This window comes from Thermodesulfovibrio sp. 3462-1 (assembly GCF_040451425.1).
Lineage (GTDB): Bacteria > Nitrospirota > Thermodesulfovibrionia > Thermodesulfovibrionales > Thermodesulfovibrionaceae > Thermodesulfovibrio > Thermodesulfovibrio obliviosus.
In genome coordinates, this window is the sequence record NZ_CP144374.1 from 699,735 (window position 1) to 724,883 (window position 25,149).

The window sequence follows — 25,149 nt, forward strand, 5'->3', positions numbered from 1 at the left end:
AGGTTAAAAATTGGGAGCCTATACAACCTATCATCCCCATAAGCTTAAAAAGAAAAGAACTCACGGTTTTCTTAAAAGGATGAGCACTCCGGGTGGAAGAAGAGTAATAAAAAGAAGAAGAGCGAAAGGTAGATGGAGATTAACTCCTTAATATCCAGAGTTTCTTTATTTTTAATAAGATTTTACAGGAGGTTTATATCACCACTTATGCCTCCTGCATGTAGATTTTATCCAACTTGTTCAGAATATGCTGAACAGGCTATAAAAAAATATGGAGTAAAGGGGATTTTACTCGCAATTAAAAGAATACTTAAATGTCATCCATTTCATAGAGGAGGATATGATCCATTAAGGTGAGGACATGGAAAAAACAGGATTAAGAGCATTTTTAGCAGTAATTTTAAGTATGGTTATACTTTTTGGTAGCCAGTATTTATACACAAAGTATTATAAGCCACAAAATCAGCCAGTTCAGCAAAAGGAAGAAGTTAAAAAAGAGGAAAAACCTGTTACTTCACAAATCCTTCATTTTCCTTCTGACAAAAAAGAAGAAACAAAACCAATAGTCAAAGATGTAAAGTATAAGGAAGTGGTTGTAGAAAATGAAGTCTTCAAAGTGGTTCTTTCAAATGAAGGTGCAACTATTAAATCAGTGGAATTGAAAAAATATAAAGATTCAAATGGTAATCCTATTAAACTTTCTTCTGGTCAAATTCCAGCAATTTCAATAATTAAGGACGGTAAAGTTGATTATGCAAAGATTATTTTCAATGTAGACGATTCAAAGGCAACATTTAAGAATTCCACGGAAGCAGTGGTTGTATTTAACTGGAGCGATGGTAGCATTTCAATTAAAAGAAGTTTTATTTTTAATAAAGCTGATTATTCAATGGATGTAAAAGAAGAAGTAAGTGGTATAGGTTCTTATTATGTAACACTGGGAGAGGATTTTGGAATTTTTGATAAAACAAATGCACCTCACTGGGGTCCTGTAATTTTAAAAGAAGCTCAGAGAATTGAGCTCAATCCCTCAAAAATAAAAGAACCTGTTACATACAAAGAAGGTGTAAAATGGATTGCTCAAGAGGATAAATACTTTTTTTCAGCCATTGTACCTGTCAGTAAAGCTCAACAATTCGTTGTTTTACCTTATAATGGAAATACTCTCATAGCAGCAGAGTTTCAGGATGGAATAAATCAGTATAAAGTATTCACTGCACCGAAAGACTATGATTATCTCAAAAAATTCAATGTCGGGCTTGAGCACATTGTTGACTTTGGATTTTTCTCAATTATAGCCCGTCCTCTTTTCTGGTTTTTAAAGCTTCTTTATAGTTTTGTTGGAAATTACGGAATAGCCATAATAATTCTCACAATACTTGTAAGAATTCCCTTTATTCCCATAGTTAACCGCGGGCAGAAGTCAATGCAAAAGCTTAGTGAGCTTCAACCCAAGTTACTGCAATTGAAAGAACAATACAAGAATGATCCTCAGAGACTTCAAAAGGAGATGATGGAACTTTATAGAAAATACAAAATCAATCCAATGAGTGGATGTCTTCCAATACTTCTTCAGATTCCTGTATTTTTTGCTCTCTATAAGATCCTTACAATAGCAATTGAGCTCAGGCAGGCTCCATTTATGTTATGGATTCATGATCTTTCAGCAAAGGATCCCTATTATATTCTGCCCATTTTAATGGGTGCTACAATGCTGATTCAACAAAAGATGACACCTTCTACTGCAGATCCAACTCAGCAAAAAATAATGCTGATTATGCCAGTAGTTTTTACATTTGTATTCTTGAGTTTCCCTTCAGGGCTTGTTCTTTACTGGCTTGTAAACAACATATTTGGAATAGCCCAACAATTTTATATTAACCAGAAGATAAAAAAAGCTAAGTGATTTCTTCAGAGTTTGACACAATTGCTGCCATAAGCACGCCCTTAGGAGAAGGTGGTATTGGAATAATCCGTATAAGCGGGAAAGAGGCAATTTCTATTGCAAACAGAATATTTCAGAGCTCAAAGGGAGTGAATCTCTTGGTGGTAAAAACTCATACTATTCACTATGGTTTTATAATTGATCCTGAAACAGGGCAAAAGATTGATGAAGTACTGGTAACTGTTATGCGAGCTCCAAATACTTATACACGAGAAGATGTAGTTGAAATAAACTGTCATGGTGGATATGTAACTTTAAAAAGAATTCTTGATTTGGTTATTTCGCAGGGTGCTCGTCTTGCTGAACCAGGTGAGTTTACAAAAAGGGCATTTTTAAGAGGAAGAATTGACCTGAGTCAGGCTGAATCAGTAATAGACCTTATCAGAGCTAAAACTGAACAGGCTCAAAAAATTGCTTTAGAGCATTTAAGTGGAAGGCTTTCAAAAAAAATCAATGAATTGAGAGATTCTTTGATGAGAGTCTGTGCTCATGTGGAAGCTTATATAGATTTTCCTGAAGAAGATATAGATGGATTAACACAGGAGGAGATTCAAACTGAAATAAATCGTATAAAAGAGGAAATTAACAAACTCATTGAAGGATATGAAGAAGGAAAAATTTACATGGAAGGCCTTAGAGCTGCAATTGTTGGGAAACCAAATGTGGGTAAGTCATCTCTGCTGAATGCTCTTTTAATGAAAGACAGAGCTATTGTTACAGAAATTCCAGGTACTACGAGAGATATTATTGAAGAGTATGTAAATATTAAGGGCATGCCTCTTAAAATAGTTGATACTGCTGGTATTCGTGAAGCCCATGACCTTGTAGAAGCAGAAGGAATAAAGAGAACTCTCAGAGCTGTTGAGCTTGCTCAGCTTGTTCTTCTTGTTCTTGACAGCAGCAGACCCATTGATAGTCTTGATGAAGAAATAATAAACAGGGTAATTCATAAAAAAATTATTGTTGTAATAAATAAAAAAGACATAAAAAGTAAGGAATTTTGTTTGCCGGAGGTTTTAAAAGATAAGCCACGAGTTGAGATTTCAGCCTTAAAAGGAGAAGGTATAGAAGAGTTAAAGGAGCTTATTTTCAATACGACGATTTCAGGTAAATATGAACAGGAAGGTGTAGTTATAACAAAAATGAGGCATAAAATAGCACTTGAGAATGCACTGCAGGCATTGAATAATGCCCTTCAAAGTTTTAAAGAAAAAGAGCCTCTTGAGATAACTGCCATGTTTCTCAGAGAGGCTCTAAGTTTTCTTGGTCAGATTGTAGGTGTTGTTACTACTGAAGATATATTAAATTTAATTTTTAGTGAATTCTGCATTGGTAAATAATTATTTAGCCTGTTGTTCAGGTTTGCCTCCAATCAAAGCTTGATTTAGTATTTCCTGTAAAGCCTTTTCATTTACTTCTACTTTATATTTTTTCTTTAGTTCTTCAATGTAACTCTGAAACCACTCTTGCTGTTTTTTTGCCTTAAGCTGCTCCATTAATTGTGGTTTAATCTGTTCAAAATCAATTGGAACCCCTTTTACATCAGTAACTTTGAATATGTAAAGTTGTCCCTTTAAATTCAGTGGCATACTTACCTGTCCTTTTTTTAAGCTGAAGGCAACATTTTCAATTTGTGGATTTAGTTGACCTTTTTTAAAAAATCCTATATCTCCTCCAATGGATTTTGTTTTTTCATCCCTTGACAGCTCATTGGCTATTTTGGCAAAATCTTCACCTTTGTCTATTTTTTCATAGACTTTTTTAGCCTCTTGTTCATTTTTTACAACTATTTGGCTTAATCTCACCTCTACTGGTTTAATAAACTGGTCCTTGTTTTTTTCATAATAATCTTTTGCATCCTTTTCAGTCACCTGAGGTAAATTTTTCAATTCCTGTTCAAGCAACATATTAATAAGTGTAATTTTTTTAAATTCTTCAACTCGTCTTTTAAAGTCCTCTGATTTTGCCAGGTCTTTTTTCTTTGCTTCTTCATATAAAACTTCTCTTTTAATTAATTCATCCTTGAGACGATTTATACCTTCTTGAGTGGCAAGAAAGGCTTTTGTTTGGGGAGGAAGGCTTTTAAGGTCTTCCTGAAGCTCTTTTTTTGTTAGCTTTGATGAGCCAGCTTTTACAACCACTTCATCGCTTTTACTGCAGGAAAAAACCATTAAAGAGATTGTTAAAAAAATAAAGAATTTTAAATATTTCATTGGACATCTCCTTTTTTAAAAATTTTTTTACTTTAACATTAAATTAGAATTTTAAGCAAATATTGACAAAAAAAGACCAAAATATATATTTTAAAAATTCAATGACAAAATTTATAAAATTTCTCGGTAAATACGCAATAGAGCTTTTTATATTTCTTGGAAGAATGTTTATTTTTCTTGTTGATTCAATTTATTACATTTTTACCCCTCCATTTAAATTTAAAAATTTTCTCAGACAGGTAAGGTTTTTTGGAAATAAATCAATGATTGTTGTGATTTTTACAGGTGCTTTCAGTGGAATGGTTTTGGCTCTTCAAGGATTTTACGCATTAAATAAATTTGGTGCAGATGCTTTACTCGGTCCTGTTGTTGCTCTTTCTCTTATAAGAGAGCTTGGTCCTGTTTTATGTGCATTGATGGTTACAGGAAGAGCTGGTTCTGCAGTAACAGCTGAAATTGGAATTATGAGAATCACTGAACAGATTGATGCTCTGACTGTTATGGCTGTAAATCCCATGAAATATGTGGTTGTTCCAAATATTCTTGCAGGGATAGTTACCTTTCCTCTTTTAACAGCAATTTTTGATGTTGTTGGAATTTATGGTGGCTATGTGGTTTCTGTTCATGCTCTTGGACTCAGTGAAGGCACCTATTTTTCTCAGATGGAGTTGTATGTGGATATGGAAGATATAAGAATTGGCTTATACAAATCACTGAGTTTTGGTTTACTTGTTACATGGATATGCACATTTATGGGTTATTATGCTGGTTATGGAGCAAGAGGAGTAAGCAGGGCAACAACAAATGCTGTTGTTCTTTCTTCTGTTGTTATACTTATATGGGATTATATGCTTGGAGCCTTTTTATTGTGATTGAAATAAAAGAGCTTTACAAATCATTTGGAAAACAACAGGTTTTAAAGGGTGTTAATTTAATTATAAATGAAGGTGAAGTAACTGCTATAATTGGAAGAAGTGGGGGTGGTAAATCTGTTCTTCTTAAGCATATTGTGGGATTATTAAAGCCAGACAAAGGAAGTGTTTTTATAAAAGGCATGGACATAACAAAGCTTAAAGGCAGCCAACTCGATGAAATAAGAGCAGACATTGGAGTTGTTTTCCAGGGAGGAGCTCTCTTTGATTCAATGACTGTGTATGATAATGTTGCCTTTCCTCTTACAGAGAAAACAAAATTGAATAAAAAAGAGATTAACGACAGAGTTATGAAAGCTTTAAGTGATGTAGGACTTCAGGGCATGGAATACAAATATCCCGCTGAGCTTAGTGGAGGAATGCGTAAAAGAGTTGCTCTTGCAAGGGCTTTAATAGCTCATCCAAAGATAATTCTTTTTGATGAACCAACAACAGGACTTGATCCAATTCTGGTTCGCTCAATTCATAAGCTTATAAGAGACACTCAAAGACAGTATGGATTTACTGGATTAATAATAAGTCATGAAATTCCAGAGATTTTTGAGATTTCAGACAGAGTTGCTATGCTTCATGATGGAAAAATTGTTGAAATTGGAACTCCAGAAGAAATTCAAAAAAGTGAAAACATTGTTGTAAAAAATTTTATAATGGGAATAGAAAACGGAGGAAGCAATGAAAAGGGAAAATCTTGAAATAATAGTTGGAGTATTTGTTTTGATCGGCATTCTTGCACTTGGCTGGCTTTCTTTCAGACTTGGTAAGATTGATATGTTTCAGAGTGGTTATTACACTGTTTATGCAGAGTTTGACAAAGTAGGAGGAATTAAAAAAGGCTCTGTTGTCGAGATTGCAGGAGTTCCTGTTGGTTCTGTTGAGAAGGTTACTCTTAACAATAGATACCAGGCAGTGGTAGAGCTTAAAATACTAAATTCAATCAAACTTCCCGAGGATTCTATTGCTTCTGTAAGAACAAAAGGATTAATTGGCGAAAAATATATTCAGATTACACCTGGTGGTTCTGAGCAATATATTGCACACAATGGTAAAATTAGAGAGACAGAGTCATCTATAGATATAGAGGAGGTATTATCAAAATATGTGTTCGGGAAAATTTAAAATTTTAATTATTTTTACTGTAGTTCTGCTTTCTTCAGTTTGTTTTGCAGAAGACAAAGTTATTGTTGACCTTAAAGGGTGCATTGAAAGAGCTGTTAAATTTCATCCAGAGCTTGGTGAATACAAACAGGACATTGAAATCTATAAAGCAAAACTTAGTGAGGCTCAGGCTGCAGTATTTCCACAGATTGAGCTTATGGCTTTAGCAGGTCCATCTCCTGAGGCACGCAAAGAAGCAATATCTCCAGAGATAAGAACTGATGTTAAATCAACCACAATTAATGGTGTTTTTGGCATGATTACAATGCAGCTGCTTCAGCCAATTTATACCTTTGGAAAGATTTCAGGATACAAGAAAGCAGCCCAAGGAGGGATAAAGGTTTCAGAGGCAGAGCTTGAAAAAAAACGTTCAGAAATTATTTTAAAGACAAAGGAACTTTACTGGAGCCTTTCTATGATAAGGGATTTGAGGATACTTGCCAATGAGATAAAGGATGAACTTGAAAAGGCAATAAAAAGAACTGAAGAGGATTTAAAAAAAGATATTCCCTCTACTGATGAACTCACTCTTTACAAACTTAAAACTTATTTAGGTGAAGTTAAAAGAAATTTAAATGAAATTGACAAAAATGAAGCAATAATAATAGAAGCTTTGAAATTCATGACAGGAACTCCACAGAATACAAAGCTTGAGATAATTACAGAACCTTTAAAATATGAAGAAGCATACATCAGACCGGATGAGTTAATTGCAAAGGCTTTTCAGCTAAGACCTGAAATGATACAGATCAAAGAAGGACTTAAAGCAAAACAGGCTCTGGTTGATGTTGAAAAGAGCAACTTTTATCCTCAGATATTTTTCCTTATTAAAGGCTCTCTCGCAGGTGCTACAAACCGAGACAGAATACATAATCCCTACATTTCTGATCCTCTTAATGACTCAATGCTGGCTGCAGTAGTTGGTATGAAACTTAACATTGATTTTGGAATAACAAAGGGAAAAGTAAGAGAGGCTCGGATTGAGTATCAAAAAATTCTTGAAAAGAAAAAACTTGCTGAACAGGGAATTCCAGTTCAGATTATGAAAGCCTATTATGAACTCGAGGAAGCAACAAAATCTGCCAGGGATATGGAGGATGCTTATCAAAATGCGAAAAAATGGCTTATAACTGCTCAGGCAAATCTTGATATGGGATTGGGAGAAACAAAGGATTTAGCTGATGCTGTGCTTGCATATGCCACTACAAGAGTAAATCACTTAAAAGCACTTTATAATCAAAAAATGGCTATTGCAAATTTGCTTCAGGCATCTGGACTTGACAGAGAAAGGGAGGTTAAATAATGAAAAAATCTTTAATAATTTTGTTAATTTTAATTTTTACCATATCCGTTGCTTTTGCTATTGTTTCGCCAAAGGAACAGATTAAAAAAACTGTGGATAAGGTAATAAGCATTCTCAAAGACCCTAAGTACAAGGGAGAAAAGAGGCAGCAGAGAAGAGCTGCATTGAGAGCAGAAATCAGTAAAGTTTTTGATTTTGATGAAATGGCAAAACGTTCTCTTGGTATTTACTGGAGAGACAGAACACCTCAGGAGAAAAAAGAGTTTGTTGAACTTTACAAGGACCTTCTTGAAAGGTCTTACAGTGGAAAAATTGAGTCTTACACTACTGAGGAAGTAGTTTATACCGATGAAAGAATTGAAAATGGTAAGTATGCTGAAGTAAAAACAAAGATAATTACAAAAGACAAAAAAGAGATTCCAATTGACTACAGACTTTATTTCAATGGAAAAGAATGGAAGGTCTATGATGTGGTTATTGAAGGAGTCAGCCTTGTAAGTAACTATCGCAGCCAGTTTAACAAGATAATTCGCACTCATTCATATCAGGAACTTGTAAAAAGGATGAAAACAAAACAAGCAGAAGAATTGATGAGGGAGAAGTGATATGTATAAAATTTTTTTATTGGAAAAATTACCCTTTTTGTCGGATTATTTAGGCAGTTTAAAGGAGGATAATTTTTCAATTATAACCTTTTCAGAGACTGATAAAGCTTTGCAGAGCATTGAAGAGCTCAGTCCTCAGTTAATAGTTTTAGGTGTTGATGTAAAAGAGTCAGATTTAATAAACTTTCTTCAAAAAATCAGAGAAAAATACTCTCTTTTATTACCTGTTCTGGCAGTTCTGAATTTTTACTCTTCCATAAATTTTGAGCAATTAAGAAACCTGGGAGTTGATTTCATTGTTAAACCATTTACTTTAGAAGAATTTAAGCAAAAAATACAATCTCTACTGGGCATAAAACAACAGTGTTTTGTTGGGGAAAAAGAAGATGAATTAATTAATAAGCTCAGACCTTATATAAGCAGGGAAGTTAAAAGAGAAATGCAAAATATTTTCAAGAAAATTCTGGAGGTTCTGTAGCAGCATGCTTAACAAAGAACTCATTAGTGAAACCTATCAGCCTCAAGAAGTTGAAACAAAGCTTTATGAATTTTGGGAAGAAAATGGTTTTTTTAAACCCGATCCTGATCCCAAGAAAACGCCTTACTGCATTGTAATTCCGCCTCCAAATGTAACAGGCAGTCTTCATATGGGACATGCTTTAAACGCCACGCTTCAGGATATATTAATCCGGTGGAAAAGAATGCTCGGATATGCTGCTTTATGGGTTCCAGGCACAGACCATGCTGGAATTGCCACTCAAAATGTTGTGGAAAGAGAACTTTTAAAGGAGGGACTGGATAGGTATCAACTTGGTAGAACCGCTTTTCTTCAGAGAGTATGGAATTGGAAGGAATCCTGCGGTGGAAGAATTATAGACCAACTTAAAAGAATAGGTGCATCCTGTGACTGGTCCCGTCTTCGCTTTACAATGGATGAAGGACTTTCAAGAGCTGTTAAAGAAGTTTTCTTAAGACTTTTTGAAGAAGGCTTGATATACAGAGACTTAAGACTCATAAACTGGTGTCCAAGATGTCATACGGCTCTTTCTGACCTTGAAGTAGAACATGAAGAAATTGAAGGAAAGCTTTACTATATAAAGTATCCTTTAAAAGATGATCCTGAGCAATTCATTACAGTTGCAACAACTCGTCCAGAGACCATGCTTGGTGATACAGCTGTTGCTGTTAATCCTGAAGACAAAAGATATAAAAATTTGATTGGTAAAATTCTCATTCTTCCTCTTATGAACAGGGAGATTCCTTTAATTGCAGACAGTGCTGTTGATATGGAGTTTGGAACAGGTGCTGTAAAAGTTACTCCATCCCATGATTTCAATGATGCTGAGATTGCTCAGAGACACAATCTTCCCTACTTATGTGTAATTGATGAAGAAGGAAAAATGACAGAGGAAGCTGGTAAGTATAAGGGACTTGATAGATATGAGGCGAGAAAGCGAATAATTGAAGACCTTGCACAACTTGGACTTCTTGAAAAAATAGAAAAGCACAAACATGCTGTTGGACATTGCTACAGATGTAAAACAGTTATTGAACCATTTCAAACAGTTCAGTGGTATGTGAAAATAAAACCTTTAGCTGAGGAAGCAGTAAGGGTTGTAGAGGAGGATAAAATAAGATTTATTCCTGAAGGATGGGTTAACAACTACTATGCCTGGATGCGTGATATAAAGGATTGGTGCATTTCAAGGCAGCTTTGGTGGGGGCATAGAATTCCTGTATGGTATTGTGCAAAATGCAAAACAGAAAAAGGCGTTGAACATGGCGATCTGATAGAAATTTTATTCTATAAACCCTTTATCTTTAATGGAAGACAAATATGGAGCGGTACCTACAATGAATTAAGAAGACTTGGCATTACTAAAGAAGACATTGAACAGACAGCAAAGATGATCAAAATTCCAAAGGAAATTTCTCATTTTGCAAGCAGAACCGAACCCCGGGTTTGTCCAAAATGTGGCAGTGAAGAATTGATACAGGATCCTGATGTCTTAGATACATGGTTTTCGTCAGCACTATGGCCTTTTTCTACACTTGGATGGCCTGAGGAAACAGAAGATTTAAAAAGATTTTATCCTACAAGTGTTCTTGTTACTGGTTTTGACATAATATTTTTCTGGGTTGCAAGAATGATAATGATGGGAATTAAGTTCATGAAGGATGTTCCATTTAGAGATGTTTACATTCATGCCCTTGTTAGGGATTCAAAGGGACAAAAGATGAGCAAATCAAAGGGTAATGTAATAGACCCTCTTGTGATGATTGAAAAATATGGAGCAGATGCATTTAGATTCACCCTTGCAGCCTTTGCAGCACAGGGCAGAGATATAAAATTTTCAGAGGATAGAGTAGAAGGATACAGGCATTTTATAAACAAAATATGGAATGCCATGAAGTTTATAATGAGCTTTGCTCATCTAAGAACAAAGGAAAAAGTTACACTGCAAGAGCTAAGTCTCAAAAACAGATGGATTCTGTCAAAACTTTCAGAAACCATAGAAAAAACTAATCAAGCTTTACATGCATATAGATTTAATGATGCAGCAAACTCAGTTTATCAATTCCTGTGGCATGAATTCTGTGACTGGTACATAGAGCTAAGCAAGGTTGTATTGTACTCTGAATCTGAAAACAAGGAAGAAACTGTTAATTGTTTATTTTATGTTTTTGAAAGTGTTTTAAAACTTTTGCACCCCTTTATGCCTTATGTAACAGAATACATATGGCTTAATGTATTAAAGAAAGAACAATCAATCATGATTTCTTCTTATCCATCTATTGAGTCAGTAACCACAGATGAAGAAGCCATTAAAAAAATGGACTACATAATAGAGGCAATCTCTGGAGTAAGAAGCATTCGTGGAGAATTGAATATATCTCCATCAGTAAATCTAGAAGTATTTATCAAGCCAATATCTGCAGAGGCTGAGCAGGTTTTAAATGAGGGATATCAATTTATTTTAAAACTTGCCAGAGCAAAAACATTAAAAATCAGCAAGGACATTGTCAGGCAAAAAGGCTCAGCAGTTTCAGTAAAAAAAGAGTTTGAAATTTATATTCCTGTAAAAGAAATGATAAACATAGACGAGGAAAAAAAGAGGCTTTTAAAGGAACTTCAGAAGACTGAAGCAGACATAAAATTTCTTAACAAAAAATTGATGAATGAAGATTTTATAAAAAATGCACCTAAAGAAGTAGTTGAGAAAGATAGAGAAAAATATGAGGAGCTTTTGGTTAAAAGTGATAAAATAAAAGAGAATCTCAAGGTTCTTGAAGAATTATCAGATTAGGAGGAAAAGATGGAAGAAAAAATAGAAATTGAAGGACAGAGTATGGATATAGTTGAAGCAGAGTTTCTCACTATAAAACAAAGTACAGCAAGGGCTGTTGAAGCAGGCAATGCAGAAATGCAGCAAGTTTGTGCATTAAGTATTGATTCAGAAAAAGCGGAAATTACGCAAGGAGCAATAGGATTTGTAAGAGCTAATGAATTGAGTATGAATCAGTGCATAAGTGGAGTTTCAATGGCAGAGAAAACTGATGTTAACTTTTCTCTCTGTCCTGTGGCTATTGGTAGAGATGAAGCTGAAGTGAAAAGATCAGCAGCAGGCATAATTATAGGAAGTAATGTTGAGGTTAAAAATTCAGCCAGTGTTATTTTAATAGGTAAAAACATTCAGGGAAATGTTACCACGCTTTTTGACTGGAAGAGCGCTCTTGCAATTACAGCAGTTGCAGGAGGAATTTATGGATTTTTAAGACTTCTTTTAAAAAGATAAATGTATACTTCACTGATTGATGAAGTTTTCAGAATAGCCATCTTAGAGGATATTGGAAAAGGTGATATAACTTCAGAAGTAATTGTCCCTGAACAGTGTAATGCTGTTGCTCAGATAATATGTAAAGAAAATTTGATTCTTGCAGGAATGCCTTTTGTAAAAAGATTTTTCAGTATACTGTCTTCAGCCTTCGGTCTTCAGCCTGACAACTTATGCTTTGAGGAATACTACAGAGATGGTGATTTTATTGAAAAAGGCAATGCAATTGCCACACTTAAAGGCAATGCAAGATTGCTTCTTGCAGGAGAAAGAACAGCCTTAAATCTTTTACAGAGACTTTCAGGGATTGCCACTTTAACAGGAGAATTTGTTAAAAAAATCAAAGACATTCCGGTAAAAATTCTTGACACAAGAAAAACAACTCCTGGATTAAGATTTATGGAGAAATATGCTGTAAGAATTGCAGGAGCACACAATCATCGTTTTGCTCTTTACGATGCAGTTTTAATAAAGGACAATCACATTAAAATCGCAGGCTCTGTAAGAGAGGCAGTGTTTAAAGCTAAAAAATCATGTATTTATCAAAAAATTGAAATTGAAGTAAAAAGTATTGAAGAGCTTGAGGAAGCAATTGATGCAGGAGCAGACATTGTGATGCTTGACAATATGAATATTGAAACAATGAAAAAGGCTGTAGCAATTGCAAAAGGCAGAGTCTTACTTGAAGCCTCAGGTGGTGTTAATCTTGAAAATGTAAGAGACATTGCTTTAACAGGTGTGGATTTTATTTCTGCTGGAGCCTTAACTCATTCTGCCAGAGCTGTTGATATAAGTATGAAAATTAAGGAGGTTTTATGAGCATTACATATAAACAGGCTGGTGTTGATATTAATGAAGCAGACAAATTTATAAAAATGATTTCTCCTCTGGTGAAGACAACTTTCCGGAAAGAGGTTCTTACTGATATAGGGCTTTTTGCAGGATTATTTAGGCTGGACATGAAAAAATACAGACAACCAGTGCTTGTCAGTGGCACAGATGGAGTTGGGACAAAGCTTAAAATTGCCTTTGAAGCAAACAGACATGATACAGTTGGAATAGACCTTGTTGCCATGTGTGTGAATGATATTTTAACATTAGGTGCAGAGCCTTTATTTTTTCTTGATTATTTTGCTGTAGGTAAGCTTAATGCTGAAAGAGCAACTCAGGTCATAAAAGGCATTGTTGAAGGATGCAGACAGGCAGGTTGTGCTCTCATAGGAGGAGAGACAGCTGAGATGCCAGGATTTTATAAAAAAAATGAATATGATCTCTCAGGTTTTGCTGTTGGAGTAGTGAATAAAGGTGAAATTATTGATGGAACAGAAATAAAAGAGGGAGATTCAATAATAGGTGTTGCTTCTTCAGGACTTCACAGCAATGGCTTTTCTCTTGTAAGAAAAGTTCTTTTTGATAGAGCAAAAATGAAAATTGATCAATATGTTGCAGAGCTGGGTTGCAGTCTTGCTGATGAATTACTGAAGCCAACAAAAATTTATGTTAAAGCCTATTTTGCTCTTAAGGGAAGGGTTAAAGTTAAAGGCATGGCACATATAACAGGTGGTGGAATTCCTGGAAATCTGCCAAGAATTTTTCCTGAAAATAAAACTGCTGTGATATATAAAAATCAATGGCATATTCATCCAGTATTTCAGCTTATTCAGACAGCAGGAAAAGTTAAAGAATCAGAGATGTTTAAAGTTTTCAATATGGGAATAGGCTATGTTTTTATCATTGACAGTAAAGATGTGAAAAAGGCATTGAATATTTTAAATAAAAAAGGATACAGAGCTTATTTAATCGGTGAAGTAATCAAAGGTAAAGGAAAAATCAAAATAGAATGAAGATATTTCATAGAGAAATCCAATTAAGAGAAGTTTTTTTTAAATTTATAGATTCCTATTCAGAGCCGTTAGTTCTCTTTGATCCTGAAAGAATAGATATAATCTACCTGAATCAGTCTGCAAGAGATTTTTTAGGTGAACATTCAGATTTGTCGGAATTTTTTGAAGAACAGGAGTATAGAAATTTTATAAAATTAATTCATGATTGCCATAGAATAGAAGAGCAAAGGGTTATAAGTTATAGAAAACATGATGGCAGTAAAGGAGTTTTGCTTTTCAGTTTATATCCAGTGATGTGGGAGGACCAGAGGGTTGTGTTTTTTAAATTTAATGACATAACGGCAAAGATAAAGAAAAAGGAAGCAAAGAAAAGAAGAAATGCTCAATTGATACTGAAGGATAAACTAAAATCAATTGATTTGGTTACCTCAAGCATATCACACGAAATAAACAACATATGTAATTTTATGGTTAATAATCTCAGAATTACATTGCATACTTGGCATGATGTTTTTAAGCTTATTAAAGAATATGAGAGCGAAAATGGTGAATTTTTATTGGGAGGAATTTCTTCTAAGGAAGTTGATAAAATTGTTCCAAGACTTATGCTGTCAATTATGGAAGGTATAACAAGAATTTCAGATACAATTGATGACTTCAGAAAATACATTAAAGAAGGTTTAAAATCTGAATATTCAATTATTGATGTAAATGAAGTGATAAAGAGAGTAGTAACAATACTCAATCATCATATTTTTATGCATACTGAAAATTTTAATCTTAATCTCCACGAAGAATTGCCAAAAATAAGAGGTAATACGCAAAAGCTTGAGCAGGTTATAATAAATCTGTTAATGAATGCCTTACAGGCATTGCCAGATAGAGGAAGAGGAATTTTCCTATCCACAGGGATAAAAGGAGACAAGATATATATTGAAATCAGAGATGAAGGTATTGGAATTTCTAAGGATATAATGCCTTATATTTTTGAACCATTTTTTTCAACAAAATATGCATCAGGTGGCTCTGGGCTTGGACTTTATCTTTCAAAGTCTATTATAGAAGAGCTTGGCGGAGAAATCACCATCAAATCAGAAGAAAGCAAAGGTACGCAAATAATTATTTATCTGCCTTGTTATGACAGAGATGGAAAATTTTAATTATTCTGTTGCAATAATAGATGATGAAAGGGAGTCTTTATATACCTATTCGTTAATTCTGAAACAGTCGGGAATTAATGATGTTGTTTTGATTGAGGATCCACGGGAACTTCCTGTTGTTCTAAAAGAAAGATCATTCTCTATTTTACTCCTTGACCTTTCAATGCCCCATATCTCAGGTTTTGAACTTTTAAAATACTTATCACTGGAATATCCAGAAATTCCTGTAATTATATTAACAGCAATAAAAGACATAGAAACAGCTGTTGAGTGCATAAAAATAGGTGCTTCAGATTATCTGGTAAAGCCTGTTGAAAAAAATAAGCTGATTTCATCAATAAAAAAAGCACTGGAAATGAATCGTCTGAAAGAGGAAATTTTAGGATTAAAACACCGATTAATAGAAGATAAACTTGAATATGAAGAGGCTTTTTCAGAAATTATTACTGTAAATCAGAAAATGAGAGGTATTTTTAAATACATAGAAGTAATATCCAAAACAGAGCAACCTGTTTTAATAACAGGTGAAACAGGTACAGGAAAGGAACTTGTAGCAAGGGCAATTCATAAAATAAGTGGCAGGAAAGGTGAGTTTGTGGCAGTAAATGTTGCAGGGCTTGATGATACAATGTTTTCTGATACTTTGTTCGGTCATAGGAAAGGAGCATTCACAGGAGCAATATCCAACAGAGAAGGAATGATTTCAAGGGCAAGAGGTGGAACTCTTTTTCTTGATGAGATTGGAGATTTGTCTGAAGCCTCTCAACTCAAGCTTTTAAGAGTTATTCAGGAAAGAGTTTATTATCCTCTTGGTTCCGATATTGCAAAAAGCACTGATGCAAGAATTATAGTTGCAACAAATCAGGATATACATGATATGGTTAACAAAGGAGCCTTCCGAAAGGATCTATTTTACCGACTCAAAGCACATCATGTTCATCTTCCTCCTTTAAGAGAGAGAAAGGATGACATACCTGTTTTGCTTGACCATTTTATTGAAGAATCTGCAAAGGAACTGGGAAAGAAACCACCTAAATATCCAGAAGAATTAATAATTCTTTTAACAAATTACTCTTTTCCAGGCAATATAAGAGAGCTTAAAATGATAGTCTATGATGCAGTTGCTCGGTGTAAATCCTCTATTTTATCATTGGAAGTCTTCAAAGAGATGATAGACATAAGCAATTCCATTGATAAAGAGCTTAAAAATGAGATAGTAAAATTTTATATACAAATGAGATTTCCCGATAAACTTCCCACATTAAAGGAGATGGAAGAACTACTTATCAATGAAGCATTAAGAAGAGCCAAAGGAAATCAGGGAATTGCAGCTTCAATGCTTGGTATAACAAGGCAGGCATTGAATAAAAGATTGAATAAATTGCATAAAAAATAACCCCCTGAAAAAATTTTTTATAAATCATCTTTTTAGCAACTATAGTTGCACCCTTTTTATTTAAAAGTCTCTGAATTATTTAGAAATTTTATTTGGCATATAGATTGTTAATAAAGTAATTAGATGAACCGATTAACTTTTCCATACAGCCCCCTGATAAGTTTAATCGGTGGACAGGAGAAGTACTTGAGGTATGAAAACTCAAGGCTTCTCTCTTTATTATTAAAAAAATTAAGGAGGAGGTTATATGGAACTTACCAGACGAAGTTTTCTGAAAATCTCCACAGGTGCCCTGCTTCTTAGCTCACTGGGGCTTAATCTTGAGCCTGCAAAAGCCTATGCAGCAGAGCTAAGAACAAAGGGCGCAAAGGAGATAACCCACATTTGTCCTTACTGTGGTTTTGGCTGCGGAGTAATTGCTTATGTAAAAGAAGGTAAGGTTCAGAGCATAGCAGGTGATCCTGATAATCCTCAAAATGAAGGTTCTCTTTGTCCAAAAGGTGCAGCACTTTATAAACTTGTGAATAATCCTAATAGAATAACCGAGCCAATGTATCGTGCACCTGGAGCAACAGAGTGGAAAAAAATCAGTTGGGAAGAGGCGTTAAACAGAATAGCACGGCTTGTGAAAAAAACAAGAGATAAGTATTTCATTACAAAAAATTCAAAGGGCCAGGTAGTAAACAGAGTTGATGCAATTGCTCATGTTGGCTCAGCAGCCTTAGAAAATGAAGAATGCTATCTTCTTCAAAAATTAATGCGTTCATGGGGGCTTGTCTATATCGAACATCAAGCGCGTATATGACACTCCCCTACTGTAGCGGCTCTGGCAGAGTCGTTTGGTAGAGGGGCAATGACAAATCATTGGATTGATTTCAGAAATGCAGATGTAATACTTAACATGGGTGGTAACACTGCTGAATGCCATCCAATGTCAATGAAGTGGATAATGAAGGCAAAGGAACAAAGAGGAGCTAAGCTTATTGTTGTTGATCCTCGTTTTACGAGAACAGCCTCAAAGGCAGACCTTTATGTTCCAATTCGTCCAGGAACAGACATAGTATTTATTGGTGGATTAATAAAATACATAATTGATAACAATCTTTACTTCAAGGATTATGTAATAAACTACACTGATGCATCATTCCTTGTTGATCCTAACTTTAAGACTGCTGAAGACCTTGATGGAGTATTTTCAGGATATGATGAGAAAAAGAGAGCCTATGATAAATCAACATGGAAATATCAGCTTGATGAAAATGGAATTCCAAAGAAAGACCCAACACTTCAGGATCCTCATTGTGTATTTCAACTACTTAAAAAACAATACTCAAGATACACTATAGATACAGTATCAAATATTACGGGAGCACCAAAGGATAAAATTGAAGAAGCTTATAAAATTATTGGTTCAACAGGAAAGCCTGATAAAACATGTGTTTCCTCTTATGCAATGGGATGGACTCAACATACAATTGGCACTCAAAACATTAGAGCTTTTTCAATTGTTCAGCTACTTCTTGGAAATATAGGAGTAGCTGGCGGAGGAATTAATGCACAAAGAGGTGAACCCAATGTTCAAGGTTCTACTGACCATGCTCTTCTTTTCCATATACTGCCTGGTTATAATCCTACACCTGTTGCCTCTGATGTTGATTTAAAGACATACATTGAAAAATACACACCAAAGACAAAGGAGCCAAAGAGTGTTAATTGGTGGTCAAACAGACCAAAATATATTATCAGCTATCTTAAAGAGCTTTATGGAGAAAGAGCAACTAAAGACAATGATTTTTGTTATAGCTACCTGCCAAAGAGAGATGATAATCAAAACTGCTCATGGTTAGTGCTATTTGACGAAATGTATAAGGGAAACATTAAAGGATTCTTTGCATGGGGGCAGAATCCTGCATGCGGATCTGCAAATGCAGGAAAAGTAAGAGAGGCTCTTGGAAAGCTTGAATGGCTTGTATGTGTAAATCTATGGGATACTGAGACTTCATCATTCTGGCGCGGTCCTGGAATGGATCCAAAGAAAATTAAAACAGAAGTATTTTTACTACCTGCAGCATCATCCCTTGAAAAAGAAGGAAGCAGAACCAATTCAAGTAGACTTGCTCAGTGGCTGTATCAAGCAGTAAAACCAATTGGTAAATGCAAACCAGATGAGGAGATAATAAATGAACTTTACTGGAGAGTAAAGAAACTTTACGAAAAAGAAAAAGGAGCCTTCCCTGATCCAATAATTTATCTTACATGGGATTATGGAGAAAAAGACAAAAGCGGCAAAGTAAAACATATTGATATTCATAAAGTTGCAAAGGCAATAAATGGATACTTTACAGAAGATGTGCCAGAGCATCCAATAGACAAAAAATCATATAAAAAAGGTCAGCAAGTTCCGTCATTTGTATATTTGCTTGCTGATGGTAGGACTGCTTGTGGTAACTGGATATACTCGGGTAGTTACACAGATGCTGGCAACATGATGGCAAGAAGAGGGAAAGAAGATCCAACAGGACTGGGGCTTTATCCAAATTGGGCATGGTGCTGGCCTGTAAACAGAAGAATACTTTACAATCGTGCAAGTGTTGATCCACAGGGTAATCCATGGGATCCAAAGAGAGCAGTTATAAAATGGGATCCTGTTAACAAGAAATGGATAGGCGATGTTCCTGATGGACCGGCACCACCACTTGCAATGGAAGGAGGAAAACTTCCATTCATAATGAAGCCATCAGGAGTTGGAACAATATTTGGGGCAGGACTTGCAGATGGACCATTCCCGACACATTATGAGCCTTTAGAGTGTCCATTTATGGAGAATCCTCTTTATAAAAAGACAAGAATCAATCCTACGATAAAAATATTTGGAACAAAAGCTGATGTTTTTGTTTATTGTGATTCAAGATATCCCTATGTCGGAACAACCTATAGAGTAACAGAGCATTGGCAGACTGGAGCAATGACAAGACATCAAGACTGGTTAATGGAACTTGAACCCCAGATATTTGCAGAAATAGATCCTGTGCTTGCTAAAGAAAAAGGAATAAAAAGTGGAGACAAAGTAATAGTTTCATCTCCAAGAGGAAAAATCTGGGCAATCGCGATTGTTACTCCAAGACTTCAACCATTTAAGGTGATGGGTCAGACTATTCATATTGTAGGAATTCCATGGCATTATGGATGGAGATTTCCAAAAGATGGTTCTGGTGGTGATAGTGCAAATCTTCTTACTCCAACAGTAGGTGATGCAAATACCATGATACCTGAGACAAAGGCATTCATGGTAAACATAGAAAAGGCATAGGAGGTTGAACATGGCACGCAAAGCATTATTAATAACACCTGATATATGCATAGGATGTAGAGCCTGTCAGATTGCATGTAAGGACTGGAATCAACTTCCTGCAACAAAGACAAAAAATAGAGGAACCCATGAAAACCCACCTGATCTTGATGAAAATAATTTCAATAGAATTCGTTTTATTGAGAATACTGATTCAAAGACAGTTCGCTGGCTCTTTGTAAGCCAGCGGTGTATGCATTGTGGTGAGCCTGCCTGTGTTCAGATATGTCCGGTGGGTGCACTTCAGAAAGACAAAGAAACAGGCATTGTTTACTATGACAAAAACAAATGCATAGCCTGTCATGCCTGTCGTTCAGCCTGTCCTTTTGATATTCCAAGATATGATCAAGGTGGAAAAGGCAAAATTGCAAAGTGTCACATGTGTATTGATAGAGTTCGTGCTGGACTTACACCTGCATGTGCAAGAACCTGCCCAACAGGAGCAATAAAATTTGGAGACAGAGATGCATTGATTAAAGAAGCAAAGTCAAAGGGATTCAAACTCTATGGAGAGACAGATCTTGGAGGATTAGGAGTTGTGTATGCACTTAAGGATTCACCAAAGGTTTACAGGCTTGCTGAAAATCCTCGTATATCCGAGTCTGTCGCATTCTGGGGCTCTGTGTTAAGAACACTTGTTGGAAGAAGTGGTTCAACAACTTCATCCTTCATAAGATATCTCACTCAGAAAACTAAAGAAGAAGTGAAGAAATAATTTTGACTGAGGGGAGGTTATTAAGTCCTCCCCTCAATTTATAATTCTAATATCCTGTGTTTTGGACAATTATTGCATGGCAAAGTGGAATTATTCGAAATAAATTTTTTCCTGAAATCCTTTGAGTTTTTCAAAATAGATGGTAGAGTTTTTTCAGTTATATTACCAAAATAAAGATTATTAAATCCTTCTGCAGGAATTCCTGTGAAAACACAGGCAGAAACATATCCAAGAGAGTTTATAAAAATTGCTTTCAATGGGTTTTCAGAACAGCTTTCTCCCTTTTTAAATGGATGTGGAATATTAAAAGATATTGATAAATTAAGTTTTTTACCTTCTTTTATAACATTGACTGCTTTGTTTTTTAAAGTATTGAATTCTTCCTCTGTTTCAGGAATAAGGGATTCATTTTTAAGAGAAGAATCAGGAATGAAATCAAGAAGGCTAACTACAACATGATCAATTCCTATTTTACTGAAAATCTCAGGAATTTGTTCCAATTCATCAAGATTTGACCTTAGAAGCATGTAGGCAATGTGAATTTTTGGCTTTGAGATTCTATTTTTTCTTTTTCTTTCATTTAATTGTTCAATTACTTTAAAGACTTTGTCAATTTTTGTTCCTGTACGTAATATGTCGTTTTTTTCTATCCCTGTGAGAGAAAAGGCTATTATATCCATCTCAAGCTCAATTATTTTGTCTATGTGGGAGTTTTCAATTAACATTCCGTTTGTTGTTGTTCCAATCATGCATCCTGATTTTTTTGCAATCTCTACAAATTTAAAGAAATTGGGATTACAAAAAGGTTCACCCCATCCTTGAAGATAAAGAAGTTTGACTTTTTTAAGATAAGGCACAATTTTTAAAAATTCATCTATAGTTAAATTTCTGCCTTTCCATGATTTTCTGTGTGTTGTATGGGGACAGTAAAAACATGAAGCATTACAAAGTCCTGAAACTTCAATTTGAATCCAGTCAAGATGAGGCATTAGGATTTTGTCAATGAGTTTCATCTAAGTTATTATAAACTATGGCTGCATTTTTTTCATCTCTTTATGTGCATGTTCCTTTTTGCATTAAAAACTGTAAATACTGCAGTTTCTATTCATTGCGCCATAATGAAGATTTAGAAAAGCTCTATATTAAGGCAATTTTGAAAGAAATGGAAATAACAAAACAGATTCCCCATTTTCTTAAAACAATATACATAGGCGGAGGAACACCTTCCTGTTTGAGCATTTATAGCTTAAACAGTCTTCTTTCAGATTTGACAAAAAATTTTAAAACAGCCCGAGATGTGGAGTTTTCAGTGGAGATAAATCCTAAAACAATTGATAAGGAAAAAATTGGTTTAATGAAAGCCTGTGGAGTTAATAGATTAAGCATAGGAGTTCAGTCATTTAATGATAAAGAGCTTTTATTTTTAGGAAGGATTCATAATTCAGATGAAGCAGCTCGAACAGTGGAAGTTGTTTACAAGGAAGGCTTTGAAAACATTTCAATTGATTTAATCTATGGTATTCCTGGACAGACACTAAAAAGTTGGCAGGAAACTCTTAAGCAAGCAGTGAGTCTTCCTGTTAAGCACGTTTCAGTGTATGAATTGTCATTGGAAGAAAATACTTTACTTGGAAAAGAGCTTAATGCTGGAAAAATTTCACTTCCTTTACAGGATGATGTTGCGTTTATGTATGAATTTGCTTCAGATTTTCTCAAAGAAAATGGCTTTAAAAAATATGAAATATCAAACTTTGCCCGAAGAGGATTTGAATGCAAACACAATATTTCATACTGGTTAAGAAAACCATATCTTGGGCTTGGTCCTTCAGCTCATTCATTTTTTGATAAAAAAAGGTTTCACAATCCTCCGGATTTATTTATTTATGCCAGTTTTTTTATTGATGGTAAAGCAGGATGGGTATTTGATTATTCTGTTGATAAGGTGGAAGAATTAAAAGAAAAGATTTTTCTCGGGCTGAGAATGACAAAAGGCATTACTATCAAAAAAAAATGTTTGCTTGAGTTTTTTAAGGATTTTGAAAAGGAAAAACTGCTTACCATTTCAGGCAACAGAGTGAAACTTACACTCAATGGAATGCTTCTTTCTAATGAGATTTTTGCGCAGGTATTATTACATATTGAAAACTGTCCTGTCTGTAAACAAGAATAAGAAGGTCAGATCCAGCTAACTTTGAAATAATCTCATTGAAATCTTCAATATTATTTACAGGTTTTTTATTTATTTCCATAATTATATCTTCCTCTTTCAGTATTCCTAAGGCAGGGCTGTCTTCACTCAATTTTTTAACATATACACCCTTTATAGATTTTTTTAAATTTGCCTTTATTTTTTCAGGAATTTCTGTAATTTCAACACCTTTTATCCGGGATGTATAAGATGATTTTGTTTGAAGCAATGCCTCTGGAGGTTCTTCAAGAATTATGGAAAAAAATTTTTGAATTCCATCTCTTAAAATTTTTAAATTTATAATATCTCCGGCAAATTTTGTTGACATAATATTTTGCAAATCCTTTAATTCTTTGATTTTGAAATTATCTGCTTCAACAATTACATCTCCTCTTTTTAATCCTGCTCTGTCAGAGGGACCGCCTTCATAAATATTTGTAATTACAACTCCCTGAGAAGTAAGCAGTATTTTCCCAAGCTCAGCAGTAACTGTCTGTCCTTGAAGCCCTAACCAGCCAGGTGTTCTTTTTATTAATTTGTTGATCTCTGAATAAACTGGTTTAATTAACAAAACTTCTGAAACATTGCCACTTTCAGTTACAACTCCAAGAGGCACTAAATCAAGAGAAACAACAAGAGAGCCTGGAATTTGTTTGCCCTGAATCTGGATTTTATTGTCTTTTACGATTCCTTTTACAATTAGTAAAGACGGTTCTTCAAAAACCGTTACGAGAAAAAATATTTCATCTTTTGTTGAAGGCAGAGCAAAATTTACTGGATTGAAATCTCTATCGAGTTTTATTACTGCTATATTTAATTTTGAATCTACAGCCACTACAGGATTTTTTACTTTTTCAACAATTGTAGCAGGAAGTATGGCATAGTTCTTATCTATTGCAACAGCCACTGCTTCCTGAAGAGGAATAAGAGAATTTGAAAATTTTTGATAGATTGTATCAAATTTATTTTTTATTGATGTTGAGAAATTTTCTTCACAATGAACACAATCAGTTGAAAATGAAATAACAGCAACTATAATGATGAAAATTTTAGTTACAACTTTGGTAAGATTTTTATCTGTAAGCATCTTTTTGTATTATCATCAATTTTAAATCTGTCGTCAAGTCTGTAGCCTGCAATGCAAACAATTGCTCCATTGCTTTCAATTATTGGAACAGCATCTCTTTCATCTCTTGGAATCTTTTCATCAACAAAGAAATCCTGAAGTTTTTTCCTTTTACCAAAACCAAAAGGATAGAAGTAATCTCCTGCTTTTCTTGCTCGGACAATTAATGGAAATTTAACTTTGTCCATATCAGCATAAATTGTATGTTTTCCATCGCCAAAATCTTTAACTTCCTCTTTTTTTATTTCTTTTAAACTAACAACAACATTGGTTTCTTTAAGATACACATCCTCGGGTTCAGCTATTTCATAGGTAGACAGTTTTTTTGGAGCCTCTGCAGTGATTGTTAAAGTTGAATATCCCTTTATAGCTCTAATTCCTTTTGGAAGATAAATTCTGTCTCCTGGTTTGCCAGTTTTTATAAGTTTTATTATTTCTTCTATGTGATCAAAACTCAATCCTTTTAAATCTCTCACGCTATCAATGGCAACTCTTAAAGCTCTTCTTAATATAACTATATTAAGCACTTCCATGGGATTACAGAAAAGTTCAACTGTTTTATCTGTTTTTCTGCTCATAAGCCGCATTAAAGCCTTTGTTACTGCTATATTTATGTAATCGTTTTCTTCTCTTAAAATATCAGCTGTTCTTGAAATGATTTTTGTCGCCTGCGGAGAGATTGATTTTATGACAGGCATTAAAGTTTTTCTTATTTTATTTCTTAAGTATTTTAAGCTTTCATTTGAAGCATCAGTAATATAGGAAATGTTTCTTTCAGAGAGAAATTTTTCAATCTCACTTCTTTCAATTTCTATAAGAGGCCTTATTATTTTTTTTCTTACAGGTGGAATTCCGCTCAGTCCAGCAGGCCCTGCTCCTCTGAGAAGTCTCATTATAACAGTTTCAGCCTGATCATCAGCATTGTGTGCTACTGCAATTTTGTGTGCCTTAATGTTGAGGCTTATTTGTTCTAATGCTGCATATCTCAAGATTCTTGCTGCTTCCTGGATATTCATTTTTTCATTTTTTGCAAAGTTTTTGACATCTATTGATTGAGTATAAAAAGGGATATTGAGGGATTCGCACAAATGCTTACAAAATTCAATTTCTTCTGGAACATCCTCAGGCCTTAATCCATGATCTATGTAGGCTGCTGAGATTTTTAGTCTGTATTCAGGTTTAAGCATGTTTAAAATATAAAGAAGGCAAACAGAATCAGGACCTCCTGAAAGACCAACAAGAACATGATCTCCTATTGAAAGCATGTTATATTTTTCAATTGTCTGTTTGACTTTTTTGATGATGTCCATCTATCAATTTTAACAAATCTGTCTTGATTTTTTTGAAACATTTGTTTTTAAACTAATTAAAATAACAAAGGA

Annotated in this window: 23 protein-coding genes; 19 read left to right on the forward strand and 4 right to left on the reverse strand. The window is 34.5% G+C overall.

Annotated features, from left to right (window positions below):
* Window positions 1-10 precede the first annotated feature (10 nt).
* The 4 genes from rpmH to mnmE are packed head-to-tail and all read left to right on the forward strand — an operon-like array spanning window position 11 to window position 3,285.
* Entirely contained in the window at window positions 11-151 is a 141-nt protein-coding gene (gene rpmH / locus V4D31_RS03515) for a 50S ribosomal protein L34 (protein ID WP_012545609.1), read from the forward strand.
* Window positions 133-357, forward strand: a complete 225-nt coding sequence (yidD, locus tag V4D31_RS03520) for a membrane protein insertion efficiency factor YidD (RefSeq protein WP_353686862.1) — start codon at window positions 133-135, stop codon at window positions 355-357. The genes rpmH and yidD overlap by 19 nt, the downstream gene beginning before the upstream one ends.
* 4 nt (window positions 358-361) lie before the next feature.
* A complete protein-coding gene (gene yidC, locus V4D31_RS03525) occupies window positions 362-1,906 on the forward strand; it encodes a membrane protein insertase YidC (RefSeq protein ID WP_353686863.1) in 1,545 nt (514 codons plus the stop codon).
* Window positions 1,903-3,285, forward strand: coding sequence for a tRNA uridine-5-carboxymethylaminomethyl(34) synthesis GTPase MnmE (mnmE, locus tag V4D31_RS03530; RefSeq protein ID WP_353686864.1), 1,383 nt, complete (start codon window positions 1,903-1,905; stop codon window positions 3,283-3,285). The genes yidC and mnmE overlap by 4 nt, the downstream gene beginning before the upstream one ends.
* On the opposite strand, the gene V4D31_RS03535 is transcribed toward mnmE, so the two are convergent.
* A complete protein-coding gene (locus tag V4D31_RS03535) occupies window positions 3,286-4,158 on the reverse strand; it encodes a peptidyl-prolyl cis-trans isomerase (protein WP_353686865.1) in 873 nt (290 codons plus the stop codon).
* 101 nt (window positions 4,159-4,259) lie between these two features.
* Between V4D31_RS03535 and V4D31_RS03540 the strand changes: the two genes are divergently transcribed.
* The 14 genes from V4D31_RS03540 (at window position 4,260) to V4D31_RS03605 (ending at window position 20,453) form a co-directional block, all read left to right on the forward strand.
* Window positions 4,260-5,030: an MlaE family lipid ABC transporter permease subunit gene (locus V4D31_RS03540; RefSeq protein WP_353686866.1), complete on the forward strand. Its 771-nt coding sequence runs from the start codon at window positions 4,260-4,262 to the stop codon at window positions 5,028-5,030.
* Complete coding sequence (locus V4D31_RS03545) at window positions 5,027-5,782, forward strand: ABC transporter ATP-binding protein (RefSeq protein WP_353687080.1); 756 nt, start codon at window positions 5,027-5,029, stop codon at window positions 5,780-5,782. Before V4D31_RS03540 ends, V4D31_RS03545 begins: the two co-directional genes overlap by 4 nt.
* The gene (gene mlaD / locus V4D31_RS03550) at window positions 5,763-6,206 is read left to right on the forward strand and encodes an outer membrane lipid asymmetry maintenance protein MlaD (protein WP_353686867.1); all 444 of its coding nucleotides are present in this window, start codon (window positions 5,763-5,765) and stop codon (window positions 6,204-6,206) included. The genes V4D31_RS03545 and mlaD overlap by 20 nt, the downstream gene beginning before the upstream one ends.
* Window positions 6,187-7,548 carry a TolC family protein gene (locus V4D31_RS03555; protein ID WP_353686868.1) on the forward strand — a complete coding sequence of 454 codons (1,362 nt, stop codon included), beginning with the start codon at window positions 6,187-6,189 and terminating at the stop codon, window positions 7,546-7,548. Before mlaD ends, V4D31_RS03555 begins: the two co-directional genes overlap by 20 nt.
* A complete protein-coding gene (locus V4D31_RS03560) occupies window positions 7,548-8,153 on the forward strand; it encodes an ABC transporter substrate-binding protein (protein ID WP_353686869.1) in 606 nt (201 codons plus the stop codon). The genes V4D31_RS03555 and V4D31_RS03560 overlap by 1 nt, the downstream gene beginning before the upstream one ends.
* 1 nt (window position 8,154) lies before the next feature.
* The gene (locus tag V4D31_RS03565; protein WP_353686870.1) at window positions 8,155-8,631 is read left to right on the forward strand and encodes a hypothetical protein; all 477 of its coding nucleotides are present in this window, start codon (window positions 8,155-8,157) and stop codon (window positions 8,629-8,631) included.
* A gap of 4 nt (window positions 8,632-8,635) precedes the next feature.
* Window positions 8,636-11,461 carry a valine--tRNA ligase gene (locus V4D31_RS03570; RefSeq protein WP_353686871.1) on the forward strand — a complete coding sequence of 942 codons (2,826 nt, stop codon included), beginning with the start codon at window positions 8,636-8,638 and terminating at the stop codon, window positions 11,459-11,461.
* Window positions 11,462-11,470: 9 nt separating this feature from the next.
* The gene (locus V4D31_RS03575) at window positions 11,471-11,950 is read left to right on the forward strand and encodes a hypothetical protein (protein ID WP_353686872.1); all 480 of its coding nucleotides are present in this window, start codon (window positions 11,471-11,473) and stop codon (window positions 11,948-11,950) included.
* Window positions 11,951-12,808, forward strand: a complete 858-nt coding sequence (nadC, locus tag V4D31_RS03580) for a carboxylating nicotinate-nucleotide diphosphorylase (protein WP_353686873.1) — start codon at window positions 11,951-11,953, stop codon at window positions 12,806-12,808.
* Window positions 12,805-13,833 (forward strand): phosphoribosylformylglycinamidine cyclo-ligase, encoded by a 1,029-nt coding sequence (purM, locus tag V4D31_RS03585; protein WP_353686874.1) that lies wholly within the window; start codon window positions 12,805-12,807, stop codon window positions 13,831-13,833. The genes nadC and purM overlap by 4 nt, the downstream gene beginning before the upstream one ends.
* Entirely contained in the window at window positions 13,830-14,993 is a 1,164-nt protein-coding gene (locus tag V4D31_RS03590; RefSeq protein ID WP_353686875.1) for a PAS domain-containing sensor histidine kinase, read from the forward strand. Before purM ends, V4D31_RS03590 begins: the two co-directional genes overlap by 4 nt.
* Entirely contained in the window at window positions 14,971-16,389 is a 1,419-nt protein-coding gene (locus V4D31_RS03595) for a sigma-54 dependent transcriptional regulator (RefSeq protein ID WP_353686876.1), read from the forward strand. The genes V4D31_RS03590 and V4D31_RS03595 overlap by 23 nt, the downstream gene beginning before the upstream one ends.
* Window positions 16,390-16,636: 247 nt before the next feature.
* Window positions 16,637-19,699: a formate dehydrogenase-N subunit alpha gene (gene fdnG / locus V4D31_RS03600; protein WP_353686877.1), complete on the forward strand. Its 3,063-nt coding sequence runs from the start codon at window positions 16,637-16,639 to the stop codon at window positions 19,697-19,699.
* Between the two features lie 10 nt (window positions 19,700-19,709).
* A complete protein-coding gene (locus V4D31_RS03605; RefSeq protein WP_353686878.1) occupies window positions 19,710-20,453 on the forward strand; it encodes a 4Fe-4S dicluster domain-containing protein in 744 nt (247 codons plus the stop codon).
* A 38-nt stretch (window positions 20,454-20,491) separates the two neighbouring features.
* Here V4D31_RS03605 and V4D31_RS03610 read toward each other — a convergent pair whose 3' ends face one another.
* Window positions 20,492-21,466 (reverse strand): radical SAM protein, encoded by a 975-nt coding sequence (locus V4D31_RS03610; RefSeq protein ID WP_353686879.1) that lies wholly within the window; start codon window positions 21,464-21,466, stop codon window positions 20,492-20,494.
* A 17-nt stretch (window positions 21,467-21,483) separates the two neighbouring features.
* Here V4D31_RS03610 and hemW point away from each other — a divergent pair, with 17 nt between their 5' ends.
* Window positions 21,484-22,623: a radical SAM family heme chaperone HemW gene (hemW, locus tag V4D31_RS03615; RefSeq protein WP_353686880.1), complete on the forward strand. Its 1,140-nt coding sequence runs from the start codon at window positions 21,484-21,486 to the stop codon at window positions 22,621-22,623.
* Here the strand turns inward: hemW and V4D31_RS03620 are convergent.
* Together V4D31_RS03620 and tilS are read right to left on the reverse strand one after the other, a co-directional pair.
* A complete protein-coding gene (locus tag V4D31_RS03620; protein WP_353686881.1) occupies window positions 22,559-23,728 on the reverse strand; it encodes a PDZ domain-containing protein in 1,170 nt (389 codons plus the stop codon). The genes hemW and V4D31_RS03620 overlap by 65 nt on opposite strands.
* Complete coding sequence (tilS, locus tag V4D31_RS03625; protein WP_353686882.1) at window positions 23,695-25,077, reverse strand: tRNA lysidine(34) synthetase TilS; 1,383 nt, start codon at window positions 25,075-25,077, stop codon at window positions 23,695-23,697. The genes V4D31_RS03620 and tilS overlap by 34 nt, the downstream gene beginning before the upstream one ends.
* Window positions 25,078-25,149: the final 72 nt, after the last annotated feature.

Coding starts and splice junctions, on each gene's coding strand:
- yidD (WP_353686862.1), top strand. CDS start 133: ATGGAGATTAACTCCTTAATATCCAGAGTTTCTTTATTTTTAATAAGA.
- yidC (WP_353686863.1), top strand. CDS start 362: ATGGAAAAAACAGGATTAAGAGCATTTTTAGCAGTAATTTTAAGTATG.
- V4D31_RS03535 (WP_353686865.1), bottom strand. CDS start 4,158: ATGAAATATTTAAAATTCTTTATTTTTTTAACAATCTCTTTAATGGTT.
- V4D31_RS03540 (WP_353686866.1), top strand. CDS start 4,260: ATGACAAAATTTATAAAATTTCTCGGTAAATACGCAATAGAGCTTTTT.
- mlaD (WP_353686867.1), top strand. CDS start 5,763: ATGAAAAGGGAAAATCTTGAAATAATAGTTGGAGTATTTGTTTTGATC.
- V4D31_RS03555 (WP_353686868.1), top strand. CDS start 6,187: ATGTGTTCGGGAAAATTTAAAATTTTAATTATTTTTACTGTAGTTCTG.
- V4D31_RS03560 (WP_353686869.1), top strand. CDS start 7,548: ATGAAAAAATCTTTAATAATTTTGTTAATTTTAATTTTTACCATATCC.
- V4D31_RS03565 (WP_353686870.1), top strand. CDS start 8,155: ATGTATAAAATTTTTTTATTGGAAAAATTACCCTTTTTGTCGGATTAT.
- V4D31_RS03570 (WP_353686871.1), top strand. CDS start 8,636: ATGCTTAACAAAGAACTCATTAGTGAAACCTATCAGCCTCAAGAAGTT.
- V4D31_RS03575 (WP_353686872.1), top strand. CDS start 11,471: ATGGAAGAAAAAATAGAAATTGAAGGACAGAGTATGGATATAGTTGAA.
- nadC (WP_353686873.1), top strand. CDS start 11,951: ATGTATACTTCACTGATTGATGAAGTTTTCAGAATAGCCATCTTAGAG.
- purM (WP_353686874.1), top strand. CDS start 12,805: ATGAGCATTACATATAAACAGGCTGGTGTTGATATTAATGAAGCAGAC.
- V4D31_RS03590 (WP_353686875.1), top strand. CDS start 13,830: ATGAAGATATTTCATAGAGAAATCCAATTAAGAGAAGTTTTTTTTAAA.
- V4D31_RS03595 (WP_353686876.1), top strand. CDS start 14,971: ATGACAGAGATGGAAAATTTTAATTATTCTGTTGCAATAATAGATGAT.
- V4D31_RS03605 (WP_353686878.1), top strand. CDS start 19,710: ATGGCACGCAAAGCATTATTAATAACACCTGATATATGCATAGGATGT.
- V4D31_RS03610 (WP_353686879.1), bottom strand. CDS start 21,466: ATGAAACTCATTGACAAAATCCTAATGCCTCATCTTGACTGGATTCAA.
- hemW (WP_353686880.1), top strand. CDS start 21,484: ATGGCTGCATTTTTTTCATCTCTTTATGTGCATGTTCCTTTTTGCATT.
- V4D31_RS03620 (WP_353686881.1), bottom strand. CDS start 23,728: ATGCTTACAGATAAAAATCTTACCAAAGTTGTAACTAAAATTTTCATC.
- tilS (WP_353686882.1), bottom strand. CDS start 25,077: ATGGACATCATCAAAAAAGTCAAACAGACAATTGAAAAATATAACATG.